At 59.8% G+C, this 16,373-nt stretch carries 17 protein-coding genes; 14 read left to right on the top strand and 3 right to left on the bottom strand.

What is annotated here, in order from left to right; genetic code table 11:
• Positions 1-36 precede the first annotated feature (36 nt).
• The gene (locus AC13Q5_RS27855) at positions 37-876 is read left to right on the top strand and encodes a GyrI-like domain-containing protein (protein ID WP_488503883.1); all 840 of its coding nucleotides are present in this window, start codon (positions 37-39) and stop codon (positions 874-876) included.
• Positions 877-1,007: 131 nt separating this feature from the next.
• A complete protein-coding gene (locus tag AC13Q5_RS27860) occupies positions 1,008-1,751 on the top strand; it encodes a TerC family protein (RefSeq protein ID WP_075851708.1) in 744 nt (247 codons plus the stop codon).
• A gap of 45 nt (positions 1,752-1,796) precedes the next feature.
• Here AC13Q5_RS27860 and AC13Q5_RS27865 read toward each other — a convergent pair whose 3' ends face one another.
• Positions 1,797-2,207, bottom strand: coding sequence for a hypothetical protein (locus tag AC13Q5_RS27865; protein WP_075851709.1), 411 nt, complete (start codon positions 2,205-2,207; stop codon positions 1,797-1,799).
• Between the two features lie 361 nt (positions 2,208-2,568).
• Between AC13Q5_RS27865 and gltX the strand changes: the two genes are divergently transcribed.
• Genes gltX through AC13Q5_RS27880 form a run of 3 tightly spaced genes read left to right on the top strand, consistent with a single transcriptional unit; the run spans position 2,569 to position 5,860 of the window.
• Positions 2,569-4,026 (top strand): glutamate--tRNA ligase, encoded by a 1,458-nt coding sequence (gene gltX / locus AC13Q5_RS27870; RefSeq protein WP_488503884.1) that lies wholly within the window; start codon positions 2,569-2,571, stop codon positions 4,024-4,026.
• A 15-nt stretch (positions 4,027-4,041) separates the two neighbouring features.
• Entirely contained in the window at positions 4,042-5,538 is a 1,497-nt protein-coding gene (lysS, locus tag AC13Q5_RS27875; protein ID WP_488503885.1) for a lysine--tRNA ligase, read from the top strand.
• A 37-nt stretch (positions 5,539-5,575) separates the two neighbouring features.
• A complete protein-coding gene (locus AC13Q5_RS27880) occupies positions 5,576-5,860 on the top strand; it encodes a hypothetical protein (protein WP_457878867.1) in 285 nt (94 codons plus the stop codon).
• 41 nt (positions 5,861-5,901) lie between these two features.
• Here the strand turns inward: AC13Q5_RS27880 and AC13Q5_RS27885 are convergent, their stop codons facing one another.
• On the bottom strand, positions 5,902-6,690 hold the full coding sequence (locus tag AC13Q5_RS27885; RefSeq protein WP_425298665.1) for a hypothetical protein: 789 nt from the start codon (positions 6,688-6,690) through the stop codon (positions 5,902-5,904).
• A gap of 243 nt (positions 6,691-6,933) precedes the next feature.
• Between AC13Q5_RS27885 and AC13Q5_RS27890 the strand changes: the two genes are divergently transcribed.
• On the top strand, positions 6,934-7,842 hold the full coding sequence (locus AC13Q5_RS27890) for a LysR family transcriptional regulator (protein WP_075851713.1): 909 nt from the start codon (positions 6,934-6,936) through the stop codon (positions 7,840-7,842).
• Between the two features lie 66 nt (positions 7,843-7,908).
• Entirely contained in the window at positions 7,909-8,535 is a 627-nt protein-coding gene (locus tag AC13Q5_RS27895) for a 3'-5' exonuclease (protein WP_488503886.1), read from the top strand.
• 65 nt (positions 8,536-8,600) lie between these two features.
• Here AC13Q5_RS27895 and AC13Q5_RS27900 read toward each other — a convergent pair whose 3' ends face one another.
• On the bottom strand, positions 8,601-9,548 hold the full coding sequence (locus tag AC13Q5_RS27900) for an SDR family NAD(P)-dependent oxidoreductase (protein WP_488503887.1): 948 nt from the start codon (positions 9,546-9,548) through the stop codon (positions 8,601-8,603).
• A 115-nt stretch (positions 9,549-9,663) separates the two neighbouring features.
• On the opposite strand from AC13Q5_RS27900, the gene AC13Q5_RS27905 reads away from it, so the two are divergent.
• From AC13Q5_RS27905 to AC13Q5_RS27935, 7 genes are all read left to right on the top strand, one after another.
• On the top strand, positions 9,664-10,215 hold the full coding sequence (locus AC13Q5_RS27905; RefSeq protein WP_457878864.1) for a TetR/AcrR family transcriptional regulator: 552 nt from the start codon (positions 9,664-9,666) through the stop codon (positions 10,213-10,215).
• Between the two features lie 134 nt (positions 10,216-10,349).
• Positions 10,350-11,510: an ABC transporter substrate-binding protein gene (locus AC13Q5_RS27910; protein WP_075851716.1), complete on the top strand. Its 1,161-nt coding sequence runs from the start codon at positions 10,350-10,352 to the stop codon at positions 11,508-11,510.
• Positions 11,511-11,650: 140 nt separating this feature from the next.
• Positions 11,651-12,637, top strand: coding sequence for an ABC transporter ATP-binding protein (locus tag AC13Q5_RS27915; protein WP_075851717.1), 987 nt, complete (start codon positions 11,651-11,653; stop codon positions 12,635-12,637).
• Positions 12,634-13,608 (top strand): ABC transporter permease, encoded by a 975-nt coding sequence (locus AC13Q5_RS27920; RefSeq protein ID WP_488503888.1) that lies wholly within the window; start codon positions 12,634-12,636, stop codon positions 13,606-13,608. The genes AC13Q5_RS27915 and AC13Q5_RS27920 overlap by 4 nt, the downstream gene beginning before the upstream one ends.
• Positions 13,598-14,413: an ABC transporter permease gene (locus tag AC13Q5_RS27925; protein ID WP_488503889.1), complete on the top strand. Its 816-nt coding sequence runs from the start codon at positions 13,598-13,600 to the stop codon at positions 14,411-14,413. The genes AC13Q5_RS27920 and AC13Q5_RS27925 overlap by 11 nt, the downstream gene beginning before the upstream one ends.
• A 13-nt stretch (positions 14,414-14,426) precedes the next feature.
• Complete coding sequence (locus AC13Q5_RS27930; protein ID WP_488503890.1) at positions 14,427-15,854, top strand: gamma-aminobutyraldehyde dehydrogenase; 1,428 nt, start codon at positions 14,427-14,429, stop codon at positions 15,852-15,854.
• A gap of 343 nt (positions 15,855-16,197) precedes the next feature.
• Positions 16,198-16,371 (top strand): DUF1328 domain-containing protein, encoded by a 174-nt coding sequence (locus AC13Q5_RS27935; protein WP_075851721.1) that lies wholly within the window; start codon positions 16,198-16,200, stop codon positions 16,369-16,371.
• The last annotated feature ends 2 nt before the right edge of the window (positions 16,372-16,373 follow it).

The following is a 16,373-nucleotide window of genomic DNA, read 5'->3' on the forward strand; positions in this document are numbered from 1 at the left end:
CCTAAGACTGGTCCGGCAACCAGGGGAGTTAGAGACGTGAGCGCGATCGGCAGAGCCATATGGTTTATCGAAAGCCATTTTGCATCCGACATCTCGCTCGATGAGATTGCGGAAACAGCCGGACTGTCGCGCTATCATCTCTCGCGCGTCTTCGGCATGACGACGGGCCATTCGATCAGCGGCTATATCCGAAGCCGTCGCCTCAGCGGGGCAGCTCTCGCACTGACCGACGGCTCCTCCTCCATTCTCCAGGTTGCCCTCGATGCCGGCTACGGCTCGCACGAGGCCTTCACCCGTGCCTTCCGCGAGCAATTCGGCATGACGCCCGAAAACCTGCGCAAGCAAGGTCACGTTCGCAACCTCGCTCTACAGGAGCCGATCAGAATGGACGATACCCGCCTTCCCAAACTCGACGCACCGCGTTTCGAAACCCACCCTGCAATGCTGCTTGCCGGCCTTGCGGAAACCTACGCGTATGAAGCAACAGAGGCGATCCCCTCGCTCTGGCAGAAATTCAACCAGCATTTCGGCCATATTCCCGGCCAGGTCGGGAACGTCGCCTATGGCGTTTGTACACAGGCAGACGAAGGCAGCGAGGGCTTTCGCTATATGTCGGCAGCCGAAGTCTCCACCACGGACGACCTCCCCGAGGGTTTCGTGACGACGAAACTGCCGCCGCAGCACTATGCGATCTTCACGCATCGCGGTCATATCTCCGGCATCTCCGCCACCGTGCATCAGATCTTCGGCGAATGGCTGCCGCAATCCGGGCAGCATCATGCCGGCACGCTCGACATGATGGAACGCTACGACGACCGCTTCGACCCACGCACCGGCATGGGCGTGACGGAAATCTGGATACCCTTGAAAGCCTGAACATGCGCCCGCCGTCATGAAAATGGCGGCGCCGCTTGTACGAACCACGGCACTCCTTACATTACGGCCATTCTGGAGAGGCCGGGCTGGGGGTCAGCATCGGCGAATGCTGATCAAAGGGGGCATCGTCAATGGATATTATGGGGCTGATACAGGACCCGGGTGCGTGGGTAGCGCTCGTCACGCTTGTCGTGATGGAGGTGGTCCTCGGCATCGACAACCTGATCTTCATCTCGATCCTGACCAACAAGCTGCCACCCGAACATCGCGACAGAGCCCGCAAGATCGGCATCGGCCTCGCCCTCATCATGCGCCTCGCCCTGCTCGGCACCGTCGCCTGGATCGTGCAGCTAACCCAGCCCGTCTTCGAACTTTTCGGCCAGGGCTTCTCCTGGAAGGACATGATCCTGATCGGCGGCGGCCTCTTCCTTGTCTGGAAGGCGACCAAGGAGATCCATCACAATGTCGATCCGCAGGAGCACGGCGAGGATTTCATCGCCAAGTCGACGACATCGACCTTCGCCGCTGCGATCGGCCAGATCCTTCTGCTTGACCTTGTCTTCTCCGTCGACAGCATCATCACCGCCGTCGGCATGACGCCGCACTTGCCGATCATGTTCGTCGCCGTGATTGCCGCAGTTACCGTCATGCTGGTCGCGGCCAACCCGCTTGCCAATTTCATCGAGAAGAACCCGAGCATCGTCATGCTGGCGCTCGCCTTCCTGCTGATGATCGGCACGACGCTGATCGCCGAAGGCATGGGCGTGCATGTTCCCAAGGGCTATATCTACGCCGCCATGGCCTTCTCAGCCCTCGTCGAAGTGCTCAACATGATGGCACGCAACCGCCGGAAAAAGGCATCCGGCGGCCATTAATCGAAAGAACTGCACCCGCTGGCGGGTGCAGTTCCATTAGACCGATCAGTCCTGGACGTGCACATCGACCCATTCGCCGATATCGCCGCGGCCATAAATGTCGACCTTGATCCAGACATTGCCGCGAACGATGTAGTTCCCGGCATCGTCGGCGATATTGCCGTTTGCCAGCATCGCTTCTAGCTTCTGGCGATTGGACGGCAGCGAGAAGAAACTATCGCCCTGGTCGCCGCGGTCGCGACGGCGATAGGCATGATAGTTGGCACGATCCTGACGGATGATCTGCCAGGGTGCAGTCAGGCGTTCGCCCTTGGAATTATAAAGGTCGTCGTTGCCGATATAGGCCCGATAGGATTCAATCAGGCGCGCAGAACTGTCGCGCGTGATGGTCGACTGGGCCGCGGCGGCGTCGACCATCGAGACCGTCAATAACAAGCTCAAAATCAATTTCTTCATTGTATCCTCGCGGTGAACGATTGAAGACCTATTTCGCCACTGCCGCGAAAATTGCAAATCAAATTCGGCAAGCGTAAGGCTTTCGTCCCGAAGCCCTTACGAAGGGTAAAGGTGTTTCGAGAATTCTGGAAGCCGGCTTTTTTCGATGCAGGGTAATGTCTTGGACGCCCTCGCCAGCTCTTGCGGCGCAGTTTCCCTTGACGTCACCCGTTGAATATGGCCTAAGGCCAGCCATACGGAAAACGCAGGATTGAAGCGGCAAGCCGCCCTTTTCCGGCCGGTTTCCTGATCCAGATAGACATTTTCGGCTGGACGGCGCTTGTCCCAAGCGCGGCCCGGCCTTTTATGACGGGCAAACAAAATGACCACTTCAGGCGTTCGCGTCCGCATCGCACCCTCCCCCACCGGCGAGCCGCATGTCGGCACCGCTTACATCGCGCTGTTCAACTATCTCTTCGCCAAGAAACATGGCGGCGAATTCATCCTGCGCATCGAGGATACCGACGCGACCCGCTCCACCCCGGAATTCGAGACCAAGGTTCTCGATGCGCTGAAATGGTGCGGCCTGAAATGGTCCGAAGGCCCGGATATCGGCGGCCCCTACGGCCCCTATCGCCAGAGCGACCGCAAGGAACTCTACAAGCCCTATGTCGAGCAGATCGTCACAAACGGTCATGGTTTCCGCTGCTTCTGCACACCGGAGCGTCTGGAGAAGATGCGCGAGGCGCAGCGCGCCGCCGGCCTGCCGCCAAAGTATGACGGCCACTGTCTGAACCTCTCGGCTGAGGAAGTCACCTCGCGCGTTGCTGCCGGCGAGCCGCATGTCGTGCGCATGAAGATCCCGACCGAGGGCTCCTGCAAATTCCATGACGGCGTCTACGGCGACGTGGAAATCCCGTGGGATGCCGTCGACATGCAGGTCCTCCTGAAGGCCGATGGCATGCCGACCTATCACATGGCCAACGTCGTCGACGACCATCTGATGAAGATCACCCATGTCGCTCGCGGCGAAGAATGGCTCGCCTCGGTGCCGAAGCACATCCTGATCTATCAGTATCTCGGCTGGGAAGCGCCTGTTTTCATGCACCTGTCGCTGATGCGCAACGCCGACAAATCGAAGCTGTCGAAGCGCAAGAACCCGACATCGATCTCTTATTACACCGCCCTCGGCTACATCCCCGAAGCGCTGATGAACTTCCTCGGCCTGTTCTTCATCCAGATCGCCGAAGGCGAAGAGCTCCTGAGCATGGACGAGCTCGCCGAAAAGTTCGATCCGGAAAACCTCTCCAAGGCCGGCGCGATCTTCGACATCCAGAAGCTCGACTGGCTGAACGGCCGCTGGATCCGCGAGAAGCTGTCGGAAGAGGAATTCCAGCAGCGGGTTCTGACTTGGGCGATGGAAAACAGTCGCCTGCAGGAAGGCCTGAAGCTGTCGCAGTCGCGCATCACCAAGCTCGGTGAATTGCCTGACCTCGCCGGCTTCCTGTTCAAGTCCGACCTCAACCTCGATCCTTCCGCCTTTGCAAAGATCAAGTCGACGCCGGAAGAACTGCTGGAAATCCTGAACACGGTGCAGCCGGATCTCGAAAAGATCCTCGAATGGAATGTCGAGACGATCGAAGCCGAGCTACGCGCCATCGCCGACCGCATGGGCAAGAAGCTGAAGGTCATTGTCGCCCCGCTCTTCGTCGCCGTATCGGGCTCCTCGCGCTCGCTACCGCTTTTCGATAGCATGGCGATCCTGGGCCGCTCCGTCGTGCGCCAGCGGCTGAAACTTGCCGCGCAGACCGTTGCGACCCTCGTCGGCCCGAAGAACTGAACCGGACTTAGAACCATGAACGACAAGACCGAAACCGCTACCCTCTCCTCCGACGCAACGGAAGTTCGCGCGCAGAAGCTGAAGCTGCTGCGCGAGCAGATCGGCGACGTCTATCCGGCGCATTTTCACCGGACGCTGACCAATTCCGAACTCGCCGCGAAATACGAGGGCCTGGAGCCGGATACGGAAACCGGCGATGTCGTCACCGTTGCCGGCCGCGTCTATTCCTCGCGCAACTCCGGCATGTTCATGGACATCCATGACGCCTCTGCCAAGATCCAGATCTTCAGCCACAAGGACGTAACCTCGGAAGAAGCGCGCTCCCTGCTGCCGATGATCGATATCGGCGACATCATCGGCGTCACCGGCGTCGTGCGCCGCACCAAGCGCGGCGAGCTGACGATCAACGCGCAGCAGATCACCATGCTGACGAAAACACTGCTGCCGATGCCGGAAAAGTGGCACGGCCTGTCCGACATCGAGCTGCGCTACCGCAAGCGCCATCTCGACATCATGACCAACGAGGAATCGAAGCTCCGCTTCCAGCAGCGCAGCCGCATCGTTTCGGGCATCCGCCGTTTCATGGAAAATGACGGCTTCATGGAAGTCGAAACGCCCATGCTGCACTCGGTTTACGGTGGCGCCACCGCCGAGCCGTTCAAGACGCATCACAATACGCTGAAGCTCGACATGTACCTGCGCATCGCGCCGGAACTGTTCCTGAAGCGCACGCTGGTATCCGGCCTTACCGACAAAGTGTTCGAGATCAACCGCAACTTCCGCAACGAAGGCGTCTCCACCCGGCACAATCCCGAATTCACCATGATGGAGTGTTACTGGGCCTATGCCGACTACGAGGACATCATGGACCTCGTCGAGCGCCTGTTCTCGACGCTCGCCATGTCGATCCACGGCAGCACGGAATTCGCCTTCGGCGACAAGCAGATCTCCTTCAAGGGTCCGTTCCGCCGCGTGCCGATGCCAGACGCCGTCAAGGAAGCGACCGGCATCGATTTCCTCGCGATCAAGACCGATGAAGAAGCCCGCGCCGCCTCCAAGGCCGCCGGCTTTGCCGTCGAGAAGGACGCCACCTGGGGCGAATGCCTTGCCTTCATCTTCGAAGAGAAGGTCGAGGGCACGCTGATTCAGCCGGCGCACGTCACGCATTTCCCGAAGGACATCTCGCCCTTCGCCAAGGAAGTGCCGGGCGAGCCTCGCCTCGTCGAACGCTTCGAGACCTATTGCAACGCCTGGGAACTCGGCAACGCCTTCTCGGAACTCAACGATCCGGAAGAGCAGCGCGCCCGCATGGTCGAGCAGCTCGAGCAGGCGCATGCGCGCGGCGAAAAGCAGAAGGAACTGGACGAGGAATTCCTCGACGCGATCGATCAGGGCATGCCGCCGGCAGGCGGTCTCGGCATCGGTGTGGACCGCCTCATCATGCTTTTGACCAACTCGCCCTCGATCCGCGACATCATCCTCTTCCCGGCCCGTCGCAACAAGGCGGATTGAGACCGGTTCGATCCTTCGAACATAAAAGGTGCGTATCATGACGGATAAAGAGATATCGGCCGCAGATGCCGACAGCGAGCATCAGCGTCGTGCCGACCTCGCGGAGCTTGGCGACATCGATCTCTCGCAATATGCACCGGGAACGTTTGGCTGCCACGAGGCGATGCATACGGCGTCGGTCATGCTCGACATGACCGACGATCAGTTGCTGCTGCATCCGGCAATTCTGGCCAATCCCGACTTCTATCGTCTTGCGGGCGAAGTTCACGAGGCGCTCTTCGCGCTCTACCAGGCTATCGGCGAGAAACATCTGGCGGAATGAGGCTATTGCCTTTCCACCCGATAGCGCAAATCCGGTTTTGGTCAGTTGGTGACGGGCGATCGGCGGTCGGCGGCACCCGTCATGGTCGGGTCTAATCCCGGTGACGGGCTTTTTCCCTTGGCCCCGGCATCGGCTCCGATGAAATCACCGTTTGCATCATAGCCCGGCTGCACATTGCCTGTCGATTTCGGTTCCGGCAGCTGCGGCTTGGCATCGTGCCCCTCCGCCTGATTTGCGGCCGCCTTCTCTTCTGCGGCGATCGCAGCCTTCATCTTGTCCTTCTTGGCGTCGCCGCCATTGTCTGCCGCCAGCGCATTGTCGCAGTCGGCCAGATTCTTCAACCCGGCGATCGCCGCATCGATATCCTGCGGCAGCATGTTGATCTGCTCGCCATAAAACAGGCCGGCATTGCTCGCACCGCCATCATAGTAGCGTGCCGTCAGCGGTGCCTCGGAGCCGCCATCGACAAGCCGGTCGGGATGGGCCACATAGACGACATCGGCGCCAAGCGCCCGACCACGCAGATCGGAACGCAGCGTTGGGCCATTCCTGTCGAGAACCACAACCTGAACGAGATCTGGCTTCTGTTCCTGGTAAACAGCTTTGGCAACCCGGAGCGCGGTCCTGACCCGCGTCAGCCCGTCCGTCGGCTCGGTACGAATATATTTGCGAACCCAGAAACGGTTGTCCTTGCGGATCGTGACGAGATTGACGTCCGTGCACTGAAGCCCGTTGGGAGACGCGGAGGCGAGGCCGAGCAGCCTGTCCTTGCCGACATAAAGCGCCAATACGCCGGAGCAGCCTATGAGAAAGGCCACTCCGCCGATCATGACGACAAATTTCCGGGGTATCCGGAAAATGTGCAGTAAGGCGCTCACGCCAACTGCTCCAGCATAGACCACTCCAAGCCGACAAAAATGATCAACCCTCACGTTAGGGAATTGGCGTTTCGGAATACTTAAAACTGAGGTGAAACTTGTGTTGTCCTCAACATCGTTACCAAAAAAGGTCCAAACTTTCACAGCTATGACGGGCGCTTGCCTTCCGTGCCGCGAACATGCTCTAACCTTCGCATGGCCTTCACCTTGAGACAGCTGCAATACTTCGTTGCCGTGGCGGAACAGGGCTCGGTGACGCGCGCCGCGCAGAACCTGTCCATCTCGCAATCCTCCGTGACCGAAGCCCTCAAGGAGCTTGAAAGCGACCTCGGCGTCGAGCTGTTCGACCGTCATCCGCGCGGGCTGTCCATCACCCATAACGGCCACCAGTTCCTGCGCCATGCGACGAAGATTCTTGCAACCGTTTCGGACGCGCGTACCAGTTTTTCCGGCAAGCAGAATGAGGCCGGCGGTACGCTGAATATCGGGGTAACTTCGCTCGTCGCCGGTTATGTGCTGTCCGATCTGCTGGCGCGCTATCGTCGTGCCTGCCCCGGCGTCGAAGTCAGCGCCATCGAGGACAATGGCGGCTATCTGGAACATCTTCTGGTTGGTGGTGAACTCGACGTCGCCGTCATGGTCATCTCCAACCTGCGGGACCGCATGGCCCTACAGGCCGAGATTCTGGAGACCTCGCCCTATCGTCTCTGGCTGCCGATGGGCCATCCCCTCGTCTCGGCCGATATCATCAGCGTCGCCGACATCAGCCGCGAGCCGCTGATCATGCTCACCATCGACGAAATCGAGGAAAATACCGGCAAGCTTTTGACCGCCCTTGGTGCCCGCCCGCATGTCGCCTTCCGCACGCGCTCAGTCGAAGCGGTGCGCAGCCTGGTTGCGACCGGCGCCGGCGTCGCGCTGCTGCCGGATCTCGTCTACCGTCCCTGGTCGCTGGAAGGCGACCGCATCGAAAGCCGCGACGTCTCCGGCTCGCTGCCGGTGGTGCAGGTCGGCATGGTCTGGCGCAAGGGATCGAGCCTTCCGCAGGCTGCCCGCGATTTCGTCGGCGTCGCCGAAAGCATGCGCTCGGGCCGCCAGCGCTAGCAAGCGCGGCCCTCCATCGCTACGTGGAGAATGCAATCGAAGATTGTTCATCCGGTGAGGCCAGGTATGAAGACCGCAATCATATTCGACTGTGAATTCCTCTGTCTCGAAGGGTCGCAACGCCGGTTCTGGTGCGCCGCCCACGATCCCGATCCGGTCATCGCGCAGCTCGGGGCCGTCAAGCTTAGCCTCGAAGAGGGCTTCCCGATCTTGGACAGCTACAAGGCCTATGTGCGCCCGATCGACAGGTTTGGCGATCAATATGCGCTCGATCCGTTTTTCACCACACTCACCGGCATCACCGAGGGGAGCCTCAAGACAGAAGGCATATCGCTGCAGGATGCCCTTGTCGGCCTGGATCTCTTCTCGAGTGGCGCCCGCTTTTGGTCCTGGGGCAAGGACGAACTGAATATGATGGCGATCAGCTGCTATGTCGCTGGAATTCAGCCCTCCATTCCCGCGCATCGCTTCGACAATGCCGTCAAGCTTCTGCTGGCAGCGGGAATGCCTGTCGAGGATCTGGCGAAGACGCCAAGCAGCGAGCTTTCTCACTACTATGGCGTGCAGCATCCACCACTCCGGGGACACGATGCGCTTGATGATGCCCTTTCCCTCTCCTACGCGCTGCAACATCTCCTGAAGGCTGGAAAGCTGCGGCCAGAGGCTTTCGATCTGGCCCGCATACAGAGATAAGAATCGGAATTTCCCATGTGGTAGCAATGGCAGAGAGCGAAAAAACTTCTCTGGGTCTTCCAGTTTTAAATAGCGTAGGCGATGCCGGTAATCCGTTCCAGGTCATTGAACAGAGCGCGCCAAGCGGAAGGATCATCCGCATAGGAAGCCGTTTTCGCCTCGACAGGATTGCCGCGCAACTCCATGAAGCCGCCAGGTCCGTAATAACCGCCAGGTCGGGCATTCTCCAAAGTTGCAGTCATAAGCGTCGGCCACGCGCCCTTCTCCGAACTTTGCAGTAGAGGATACGTCAAGATGCCGGCAATCTTGGTGCTCAAGGTTGTTGCGGCAAAGAGATTGGTTCGCGCGCCGCCAGGATGGCTAATGGTCGATAGCAGCCGGTCGCCCGCGCGGCGCTGTAACTCACGAGCGAAGAGGACGTTGGCAAGCTTCGTCTTGGCATAAACCCGCATCGGCACGTAGTTGTCCTTGGCCTCAAAATCAGTAATCGGCCCGGGCTTGAACATCTTATGTGTGCCAGACGCGACTGTTACGACACGTGGGCGGTTTGCGCGCAGCAACGCCGGCAAAAGCAAACCAGTCAACCGATAAGGCCCGAAGACATTGGTCGCGAACTGCAGTTCGTGGCCGTCGACGCTAACTTCACGCCGCGGAAGGCCCATTATGCCAGCATTATTGATCAGCATATCAATCGGGCGGCCATCTTCGAGCTGGCTGTCGGCGAATGCTTGAACGGACACAGGATTGGAAAGGTCCAGGACACCCCAGCGCACATTGGCGCGCGGAATAATGTCGCGAATGCGCTTTACCGCGTCCTCGCCTTTGGACTTGCTACGCGCACCGATCGTAACCTGTGCGCCGGCGCGAGCCAATTCGAGCGCGGTATGCCACCCTATTCCGCTGTTCCCGCCTGTAACGATTATTCGTCTATCCGTTTGCGGGGGGATTTCTGCCGGGGTCCAAGCATTGCTCATTTTCGTTGCCTTCTGTCCTTGGAAATTGGCGCGCTGCAACCTTGCTTCCGTAAAGCGATGCATTGTGACAAAATTAACTCTTTATGTCAAAATGATTCAGTAAGAGCCGAAGGTCAAGTGGAAGAACGCAACAACTTGACGAAAAACATTCAATTTGTCACAAATCGCTATGGCACCTAGGATAACCCCAGAAGAAGTTGCTTCACGCCGTGACACCATTTTGAACGCCGCAAAATGGTGCTTCCTCAATTTTGGCTTTGCCAAAACGTCGCTGGACGATATCGCCAAACGCGCCTGCATTTCGCGCACGCTGCTCTACAAAACGTTCAGCAACAAAGAGGACATCTATACCGCCGTGTTTCGGCATTGGCTCATATCCCGGCACCCGCTTGCGAAGGCGGCCGTTGCGGGTGATGGCACGCAGCGGGAGCGCCTCTTCGAGGTTTGCCGGATTATGCTAATCGAGCCTTGGGCAGACATGGTTGGAGCGCCTATGGCCGGCGAGTTCTATGAAGTTTGTGAACGGCTAGACCCAGAAATCGATGCGCTCCATCATAAAATAGCATTCGAGTGCATATCGGCAATTTTAGGGGATGAACTCGCGGCTGATGTATTTATGAAGTCGTTAGACGGTCAGATTGGGGACGATCCTTCTGTTCCCGTTCTTGAGAAGCGAGTCCGATTGCTAATCGATCGCTTCACTTGAAATCGGAATTTCCGATATCGACTTTCTGATAAATGAATTTGCGAATACGGCGAAATCGCGTCACCTTTTCTTCCGGGAACAGAAAGCCAGCCACTGGCTCCACATAATCAAGGCTCAAAAACCGGGAGAGTCCGATGAAGCATCTGCTGAAATCATGCACGGCCGCACTCGCATGCCTAAGTTTTGCCACGCAGGTCATTGCCGCCGAGCCGTTGAAGACGCTCGGCAAAGGTGAAGGCGCCGTCAGCATCGTCGCATGGGCCGGCTATATCGAGCGCGGCGAAAGCGACAAGAACTACGATTGGGTCACGGGCTTCGAAAAGGAGACCGGCTGCAAGGTCAGCGTCAAGACCGCGGCAACATCGGACGAAATGGTCGCCCTGATGAACGAAGGTGGCTTCGATCTCGTGACCGCCTCGGGCGACGCATCGCTGCGTCTCGTGGCTGGCAAGCGCGTCCAGCCGATCAATACCGATCTGATCCCGAGCTGGAAGACCCTTGATGAGCGCCTGAAGAATGCCCCGTGGCATACGGTCAACGGCGTCCACTACGGCGTCCCCTATCTCTGGGGACCGAATGTGCTGATGTACAACACGGATGCCTTCAAGGGTCAGGCGCCGAAGAGCTGGAACATCGTCTTCGAGGAAATGACCCTGCCCGACGGCAAGTCCAACAAGGGCCGCGTCCAGGCCTATGATGGCCCGATCTATATTGCCGATGCCGCCCTTTACCTCATGGCGCACAAGCCGGAGCTTGGCATCAAGGACCCCTACGAGCTGAACGAAGACCAGTACAAGGCCGCACTCGACCTCCTGCGTGGCCAGCGCAAGCTCGTCAGCCGCTATTGGCACGACGCGATGATCCAGACCGACGACTTCAAGAACGAAGGCGTCGTCGCCTCCGGCTCATGGCCGTTCCAGGTGAACCTGCTGCAGTCCGACAAGCAGAAGATCGCCTCCACCTTCCCGGATGAGGGAACGACGGGCTGGGCCGACACCACCATGCTGCATGCCGACAGCGAGCATCCGAACTGCGCCTATATGTGGATGGAGCATTCATTGCAGGCAAAGGTTCAGGGCGACGCCGCCGCCTGGTTCGGCGCCGTGCCCTCGGTTCCCGCCGCCTGCAAGGGCAATGAACTGCTCACCGACAGCGGTTGCGCCACCAATGGCTACGACCACTTCGACAAGATTCGCTTCTGGAAGACGCCTGTCGCAAAATGCACGAGCCAGAGCGAATGCGTGCCCTATCATCGCTGGGTCTCCGACTATATCGGCGTAATCGGCGGCAGATAACCAGCCGCATCGGCCTTCGCCGCTCCGAATGCGGAGCGGCAATCCCGCCGGCCCATTGAAAGCCGGTTCCGTCGCAAACCTGCTCCGGTTGGTTTGGCTGGCATGATATCAAACACCACTGCATATCCCTGGAGAAACCAATGAACGCCGTTCGTTTCCAGCAGGTGTCCCGCCATTTCGGCCAGGTCCGCGCTGTGGACCGTGTCGATCTGGAGATCGCACCCGGCGAATTCTTCGCCATGCTCGGCCCTTCCGGTTCCGGCAAGACCACCTGCCTCCGGCTGATCGCCGGCTTCGAACAGCCGACCGGCGGCCATATCGAGATCTTCGGTGAAACCGCCGAAGGCGTGCCGCCCTATAGGCGCAACGTCAACACGGTCTTCCAGGACTATGCGCTGTTTCCGCATCTCAACATCCTCGACAACGTTGCCTACGGGCTGATGGTCAAGGGCGTCGGCAAGGCCGAGCGGCTGCGTGCAGCCGAGCAGGCGCTGGAGCTGGTGAAGCTGCCGGGCTATGGCGCGCGGCGCCCCGGCCAGCTCTCCGGTGGCCAGCGGCAGCGCGTGGCGCTTGCCCGCGCCCTGGTCAACAAGCCGAAGGTGCTGCTGCTCGATGAGCCGCTCGGCGCACTCGATCTGAAACTGCGCGAGCAGATGCAGGAGGAATTGAAGAGCCTGCAGCGCGCGCTCGGCATCACCTTTGTCTTCGTCACCCACGATCAGGGTGAGGCGCTGTCCATGGCCGACCGCGTCGCCGTCTTCAACGATGGTCGCATCGTCCAGCAGGGCACACCCCACGATATCTATCAGCGGCCGAAGACCCGCTTCGTCGCCGATTTCGTCGGCTCCTCCAACGTCATTACCCCCGAGGTCATGTCGTCGCTCGGCGGCGAACGCCGCTGGGCCAGCCTACGCCCCGAAGCGATCCGGTTGACTGAGGAGAGCGGCGTGGCGGCGACCGTGAAAGCGACGAGCTTTCTCGGTGCCGCTACCCGCCTCTCGGTGGAGGCAAATGGCGCCCGCCTGCATGTGACCGTGCCTGCCGGGCAATCGGCTCCGGATACAGGCGCATCCGTCCGCCTCGCCTGGCTGCCGGCCGATGTGCATTACATGGATGACGCCGCATGAACGCCGCCGCCTTCCCCGCCTCGTCAAGCCAAGCGCCGGCCTCGATCCTGCCGCGCCGCGGCGGTTTCTTCGGCCGCCTATCCGATCTCTTCTGGCGCCGCCCGAAGCTGCTGCTGTTCCTGATGCTGACGCCACCGCTGCTCTGGCTCGGCATCATCTACATCGGCTCGCTGATCGCGCTCTTGCTGCAGAGCTTCTTCTCGATTGACGACTTCTCGGGAATGGTGAACTACGAATTCACCCTCTCGACCTATGCCCAGCTGCTGAACACGGCCAATTTCGACATCATCGTCCGCACGGTCATTATGGCCGCCCTCGTCACCTTGGCCTCCGCCTTCGTCGCATTCCCCATCGCCTATTATGCGGCGCGCCATGCGCAGGGTAAATGGAAGGCGCTGTTCTATCTCGGCATCATGCTGCCGCTCTGGTCGAGCTATCTGGTGAAAGTCTATGCCTGGAAGCTGATCCTCGCCAAGGAAGGCATCCTCACCTGGATCTTCGACAAGCTGCACCTCGGCTGGCTGCTCGATGGCGTGCTCGCCATGCCGATCATCGGCGGCAACTCGCTGTCGGTGAGCTATATCGGCACCTTCCTGGTCTTCGTCTACGTCTGGCTGCCCTATATGATCCTGCCGACGCAGGCCGCTCTCGAACGCGTGCCGGCCAATCTGCTCGAAGCCTCTTCCGATCTCGGCGCAACGCCGAACCAGACCTTCCGCACGGTGCTCCTGCCGCTGGCTTTGCCTGGTGTGGTCGCCGGCTCGATCTTCACCTTCTCGCTGACCTTAGGCGATTACATCATCCCGCAGATCATCGGCTCCTCGCGCCTCTTCATCGGCCAGGCCGTCTATACGCAGCAGGGAACCGCCGGCAACGTGCCGCTGGCCGCCGCCTTCTCGGTCGTGCCAATCGCCATCATGGCCATCTATCTCTGGATCGCCAAGAAGCAGGGAGCTTTCGATGCGCTCTGATCGTGGGCAACGCGCCTCCTTCCCCCTGAAGATCGCCGCTGCTGGCGGCCTGCTCTTCCTGCATCTGCCGATCCTCTTGATCTTCATCTATGCCTTCACGACGGAGGAAAAGAGCTATCAGTGGCCGCCACCGGGCCTCACCCTGCAATGGTTCGGCATCGCCTGGAACAGACCGGATGTCTGGTCGGCGCTTGCGTTGTCCGTTCAGGTCGCAACTATCGCCACCATTATAGCGCTGGTGCTTGGCACGCTCTGCGCCGCCGCCGTCAGCCAGACGAAATTCTTCGGCCGCGAGGCGATCTCGCTGCTCGTCATCCTGCCGATCGCGCTTCCGGGCATCATCACCGGCATCGCACTACGCTCCGCCTTCAGCCTGTTCGATATCCCGTTCTCGGTCTGGACGATCGTTCTTGGCCATGCCACCTTCTGCGTCGTCGTGGTCTACAACAATGCCGTCGCCCGTTTCCGTCGCACCTCCGGCTCGCTGATCGAGGCGTCGATGGATCTTGGCGCCGATGGCTTCCAGACCTTTCGCCATGTCGTCCTGCCGAACATCGGCACGGCGCTGCTTGCCGGCGGCATGCTCGCCTTCGCGCTCTCCTTCGATGAAGTCATCGTCACCACCTTCACCGGCGGCCAGCAGATGACCTTGCCGATCTGGATGCTGGAGGAACTCATCCGCCCGCGCCAGCGACCCGTCACCAACGTCGTCGCCATGGTCGTCGTGCTTGTCACCTTCCTGCCAATCCTGGCAGCCTACTATCTTACCCGCGACGGCGACCAGATCGCCGGCGGCGGCAAATGAAAGGGAGAGAATAATGGATACCCAAATGCTGATCGGCTCCCGCTTCGAAGCCGGCACGGAAACGGAAGAGCGCGTCCTCAACCCGAAGACGGGCGAGACCGTGCTTAACCTGCCCGAGGCATCGCTCGGCCAGATCGACGCCGCCGTCGACGCCGCGGAAAAGGCCTTCACGAGCTGGTCGCAGACGACGCCAAGCCAGCGCTCGACCTATCTCCTCAAGATTGCCGATGCCATCGAGCGCGATGCCGAAGGCTTCGCCGCGTTGGAAGCGTTGAACTGCGGCAAGCCGATCAATGCTGTGCTCAATGATGAAATTCCGGCGATCGTCGACTGCTATCGCTTCTTTGCCGGTGCGGTACGCAACCTGCACGGCCCGGTCGCCGGCGAATATCTGCCCGGCCACACCTCGATGATCCGCCGTGATCCCATCGGCATCGTCGGCTCGATTGCACCGTGGAACTATCCGCTGATGATGATGGCCTGGAAGCTGGCGCCGGCGATATCAGGCGGCAACACCGTCGTCTTCAAGCCTTCGGAACAGACCCCGCTGACGGCATTGAAGATGGCAAAGCTGCTGGCGGATATCCTCCCCGAGGGTGTCGTCAACGTCATCCTCGGCCGCGGCGAAAGTGTCGGCAACGCGCTGATCAACCATCCGAAGATCGGCATGGTGTCCATCACCGGCGATGTCGCCACCGGCAAGAAGGTGCTTCAGGCAGCCGCCAAGACAGTGAAGCGCACCCATCTCGAACTCGGCGGCAAGGCGCCGGTCATCATCTTCGACGATGCCGATATCGACGCCGTCGTGTCAGGCATCCGTACCTTCGGCTACTACAATGCCGGCCAGGACTGCACCGCCGCCTGCCGCATCTATGCCGACGCCAAGGTCTACGATAATTTCGTCGCCGACCTTACCTCGGCCGTATCGAACATCAAGTTCAACCTTGCCGACGATACCGAAAACGAGATTGGCCCGCTGATCTCCAAGCGCCAGCGCGACCGCGTCGAGAGCTTTGTCACCCGCGCCGCCGAACACAAGCACATGGAGATCACGACAGGCGGCAGGATCTCCGGCGAACGCGGCTTCTTCTATGCCCCGACCATCGTCGCCGGCGCCACGCAGGACGACGAGATCGTGCGCCGCGAAGTCTTCGGCCCGGTCGTCTCGGTCACACGCTTCACCAATCCCGACGCCGCCGTCACCTGGGCCAATGACAGCGACTACGGCCTCGCCTCCTCGGTCTGGACCAAGGACATCAGCCGCGGCATGCAGACGGCCGCCCGGCTGCAATATGGCTGCACCTGGATCAACACCCACTTCATGCTGGTCAACGAAATGCCGCATGGCGGCCTGAAGCAATCCGGTTACGGCAAGGATATGTCAGTCTACGCTATCGAAGATTATACCGCCGTGCGACATGTGATGATCAATCACGGGTAGGGAATGGCTGGGGGTAAAACAAAGGTCCTCGCGCTTGCCGCGGCATTATACCCCCTCTATCACTGTCGTGACATCTCCCCCACAAGGGGGGAGATTGTTTGGAGAGCGTCGCCCGCTCTGTAAAAAGCAACGGGCCTTCATTTCAACAGACGCAATCCTGGTTTGGATACGAGGGATCACTGCGGGTTACCAATCTCCCCCTTGTGGGGGAGATGTCACGAAGTGACAGAGGGGAGTGCCACACTCTCCATAATCCCGGAGCTATCGCCAAAACCAAACCACCTTCGGAACAAATTCCCTCCTCCCGCGTCTTACAGAAATACAACGCAGAGGAGATTGCTAAATGCTGAAATGGGCTCTTATTTTCTTTGTGATTTCGCTGATCAGCGGCTTTTTCGGCTTTTCAGGCGTGTCCGCGGCAACCGCAACCATTGCGCGCGTTCTCTTTGCCATCTTCCTGATCATCTTCCTGGTGTTCCTGATCCTGGCCGTCATGGCCGGCAACGCCGTCATGTGACA

Source organism: Martinezella sp. CNPSo 3964 (assembly GCF_057784375.1).

What these genes read in the sequence shown, in the direction of transcription:
- AC13Q5_RS27890 (WP_075851713.1), top strand. Translation starts at nt 6,934, where the DNA reads ATGGCCTTCACCTTGAGACAGCTGCAATACTTCGTTGCCGTGGCGGAA.
- AC13Q5_RS27885 (WP_425298665.1), bottom strand. Translation starts at nt 6,690, where the DNA reads ATGATCGGCGGAGTGGCCTTTCTCATAGGCTGCTCCGGCGTATTGGCG.
- AC13Q5_RS27915 (WP_075851717.1), top strand. Translation starts at nt 11,651, where the DNA reads ATGAACGCCGTTCGTTTCCAGCAGGTGTCCCGCCATTTCGGCCAGGTC.
- AC13Q5_RS27925 (WP_488503889.1), top strand. Translation starts at nt 13,598, where the DNA reads ATGCGCTCTGATCGTGGGCAACGCGCCTCCTTCCCCCTGAAGATCGCC.
- AC13Q5_RS27910 (WP_075851716.1), top strand. Translation starts at nt 10,350, where the DNA reads ATGAAGCATCTGCTGAAATCATGCACGGCCGCACTCGCATGCCTAAGT.
- AC13Q5_RS27895 (WP_488503886.1), top strand. Translation starts at nt 7,909, where the DNA reads ATGAAGACCGCAATCATATTCGACTGTGAATTCCTCTGTCTCGAAGGG.
- AC13Q5_RS27880 (WP_457878867.1), top strand. Translation starts at nt 5,576, where the DNA reads ATGACGGATAAAGAGATATCGGCCGCAGATGCCGACAGCGAGCATCAG.
- AC13Q5_RS27935 (WP_075851721.1), top strand. Translation starts at nt 16,198, where the DNA reads ATGCTGAAATGGGCTCTTATTTTCTTTGTGATTTCGCTGATCAGCGGC.
- AC13Q5_RS27860 (WP_075851708.1), top strand. Translation starts at nt 1,008, where the DNA reads ATGGATATTATGGGGCTGATACAGGACCCGGGTGCGTGGGTAGCGCTC.
- AC13Q5_RS27920 (WP_488503888.1), top strand. Translation starts at nt 12,634, where the DNA reads ATGAACGCCGCCGCCTTCCCCGCCTCGTCAAGCCAAGCGCCGGCCTCG.
- gltX (WP_488503884.1), top strand. Translation starts at nt 2,569, where the DNA reads ATGACCACTTCAGGCGTTCGCGTCCGCATCGCACCCTCCCCCACCGGC.
- AC13Q5_RS27930 (WP_488503890.1), top strand. Translation starts at nt 14,427, where the DNA reads ATGGATACCCAAATGCTGATCGGCTCCCGCTTCGAAGCCGGCACGGAA.
- AC13Q5_RS27865 (WP_075851709.1), bottom strand. Translation starts at nt 2,207, where the DNA reads ATGAAGAAATTGATTTTGAGCTTGTTATTGACGGTCTCGATGGTCGAC.
- lysS (WP_488503885.1), top strand. Translation starts at nt 4,042, where the DNA reads ATGAACGACAAGACCGAAACCGCTACCCTCTCCTCCGACGCAACGGAA.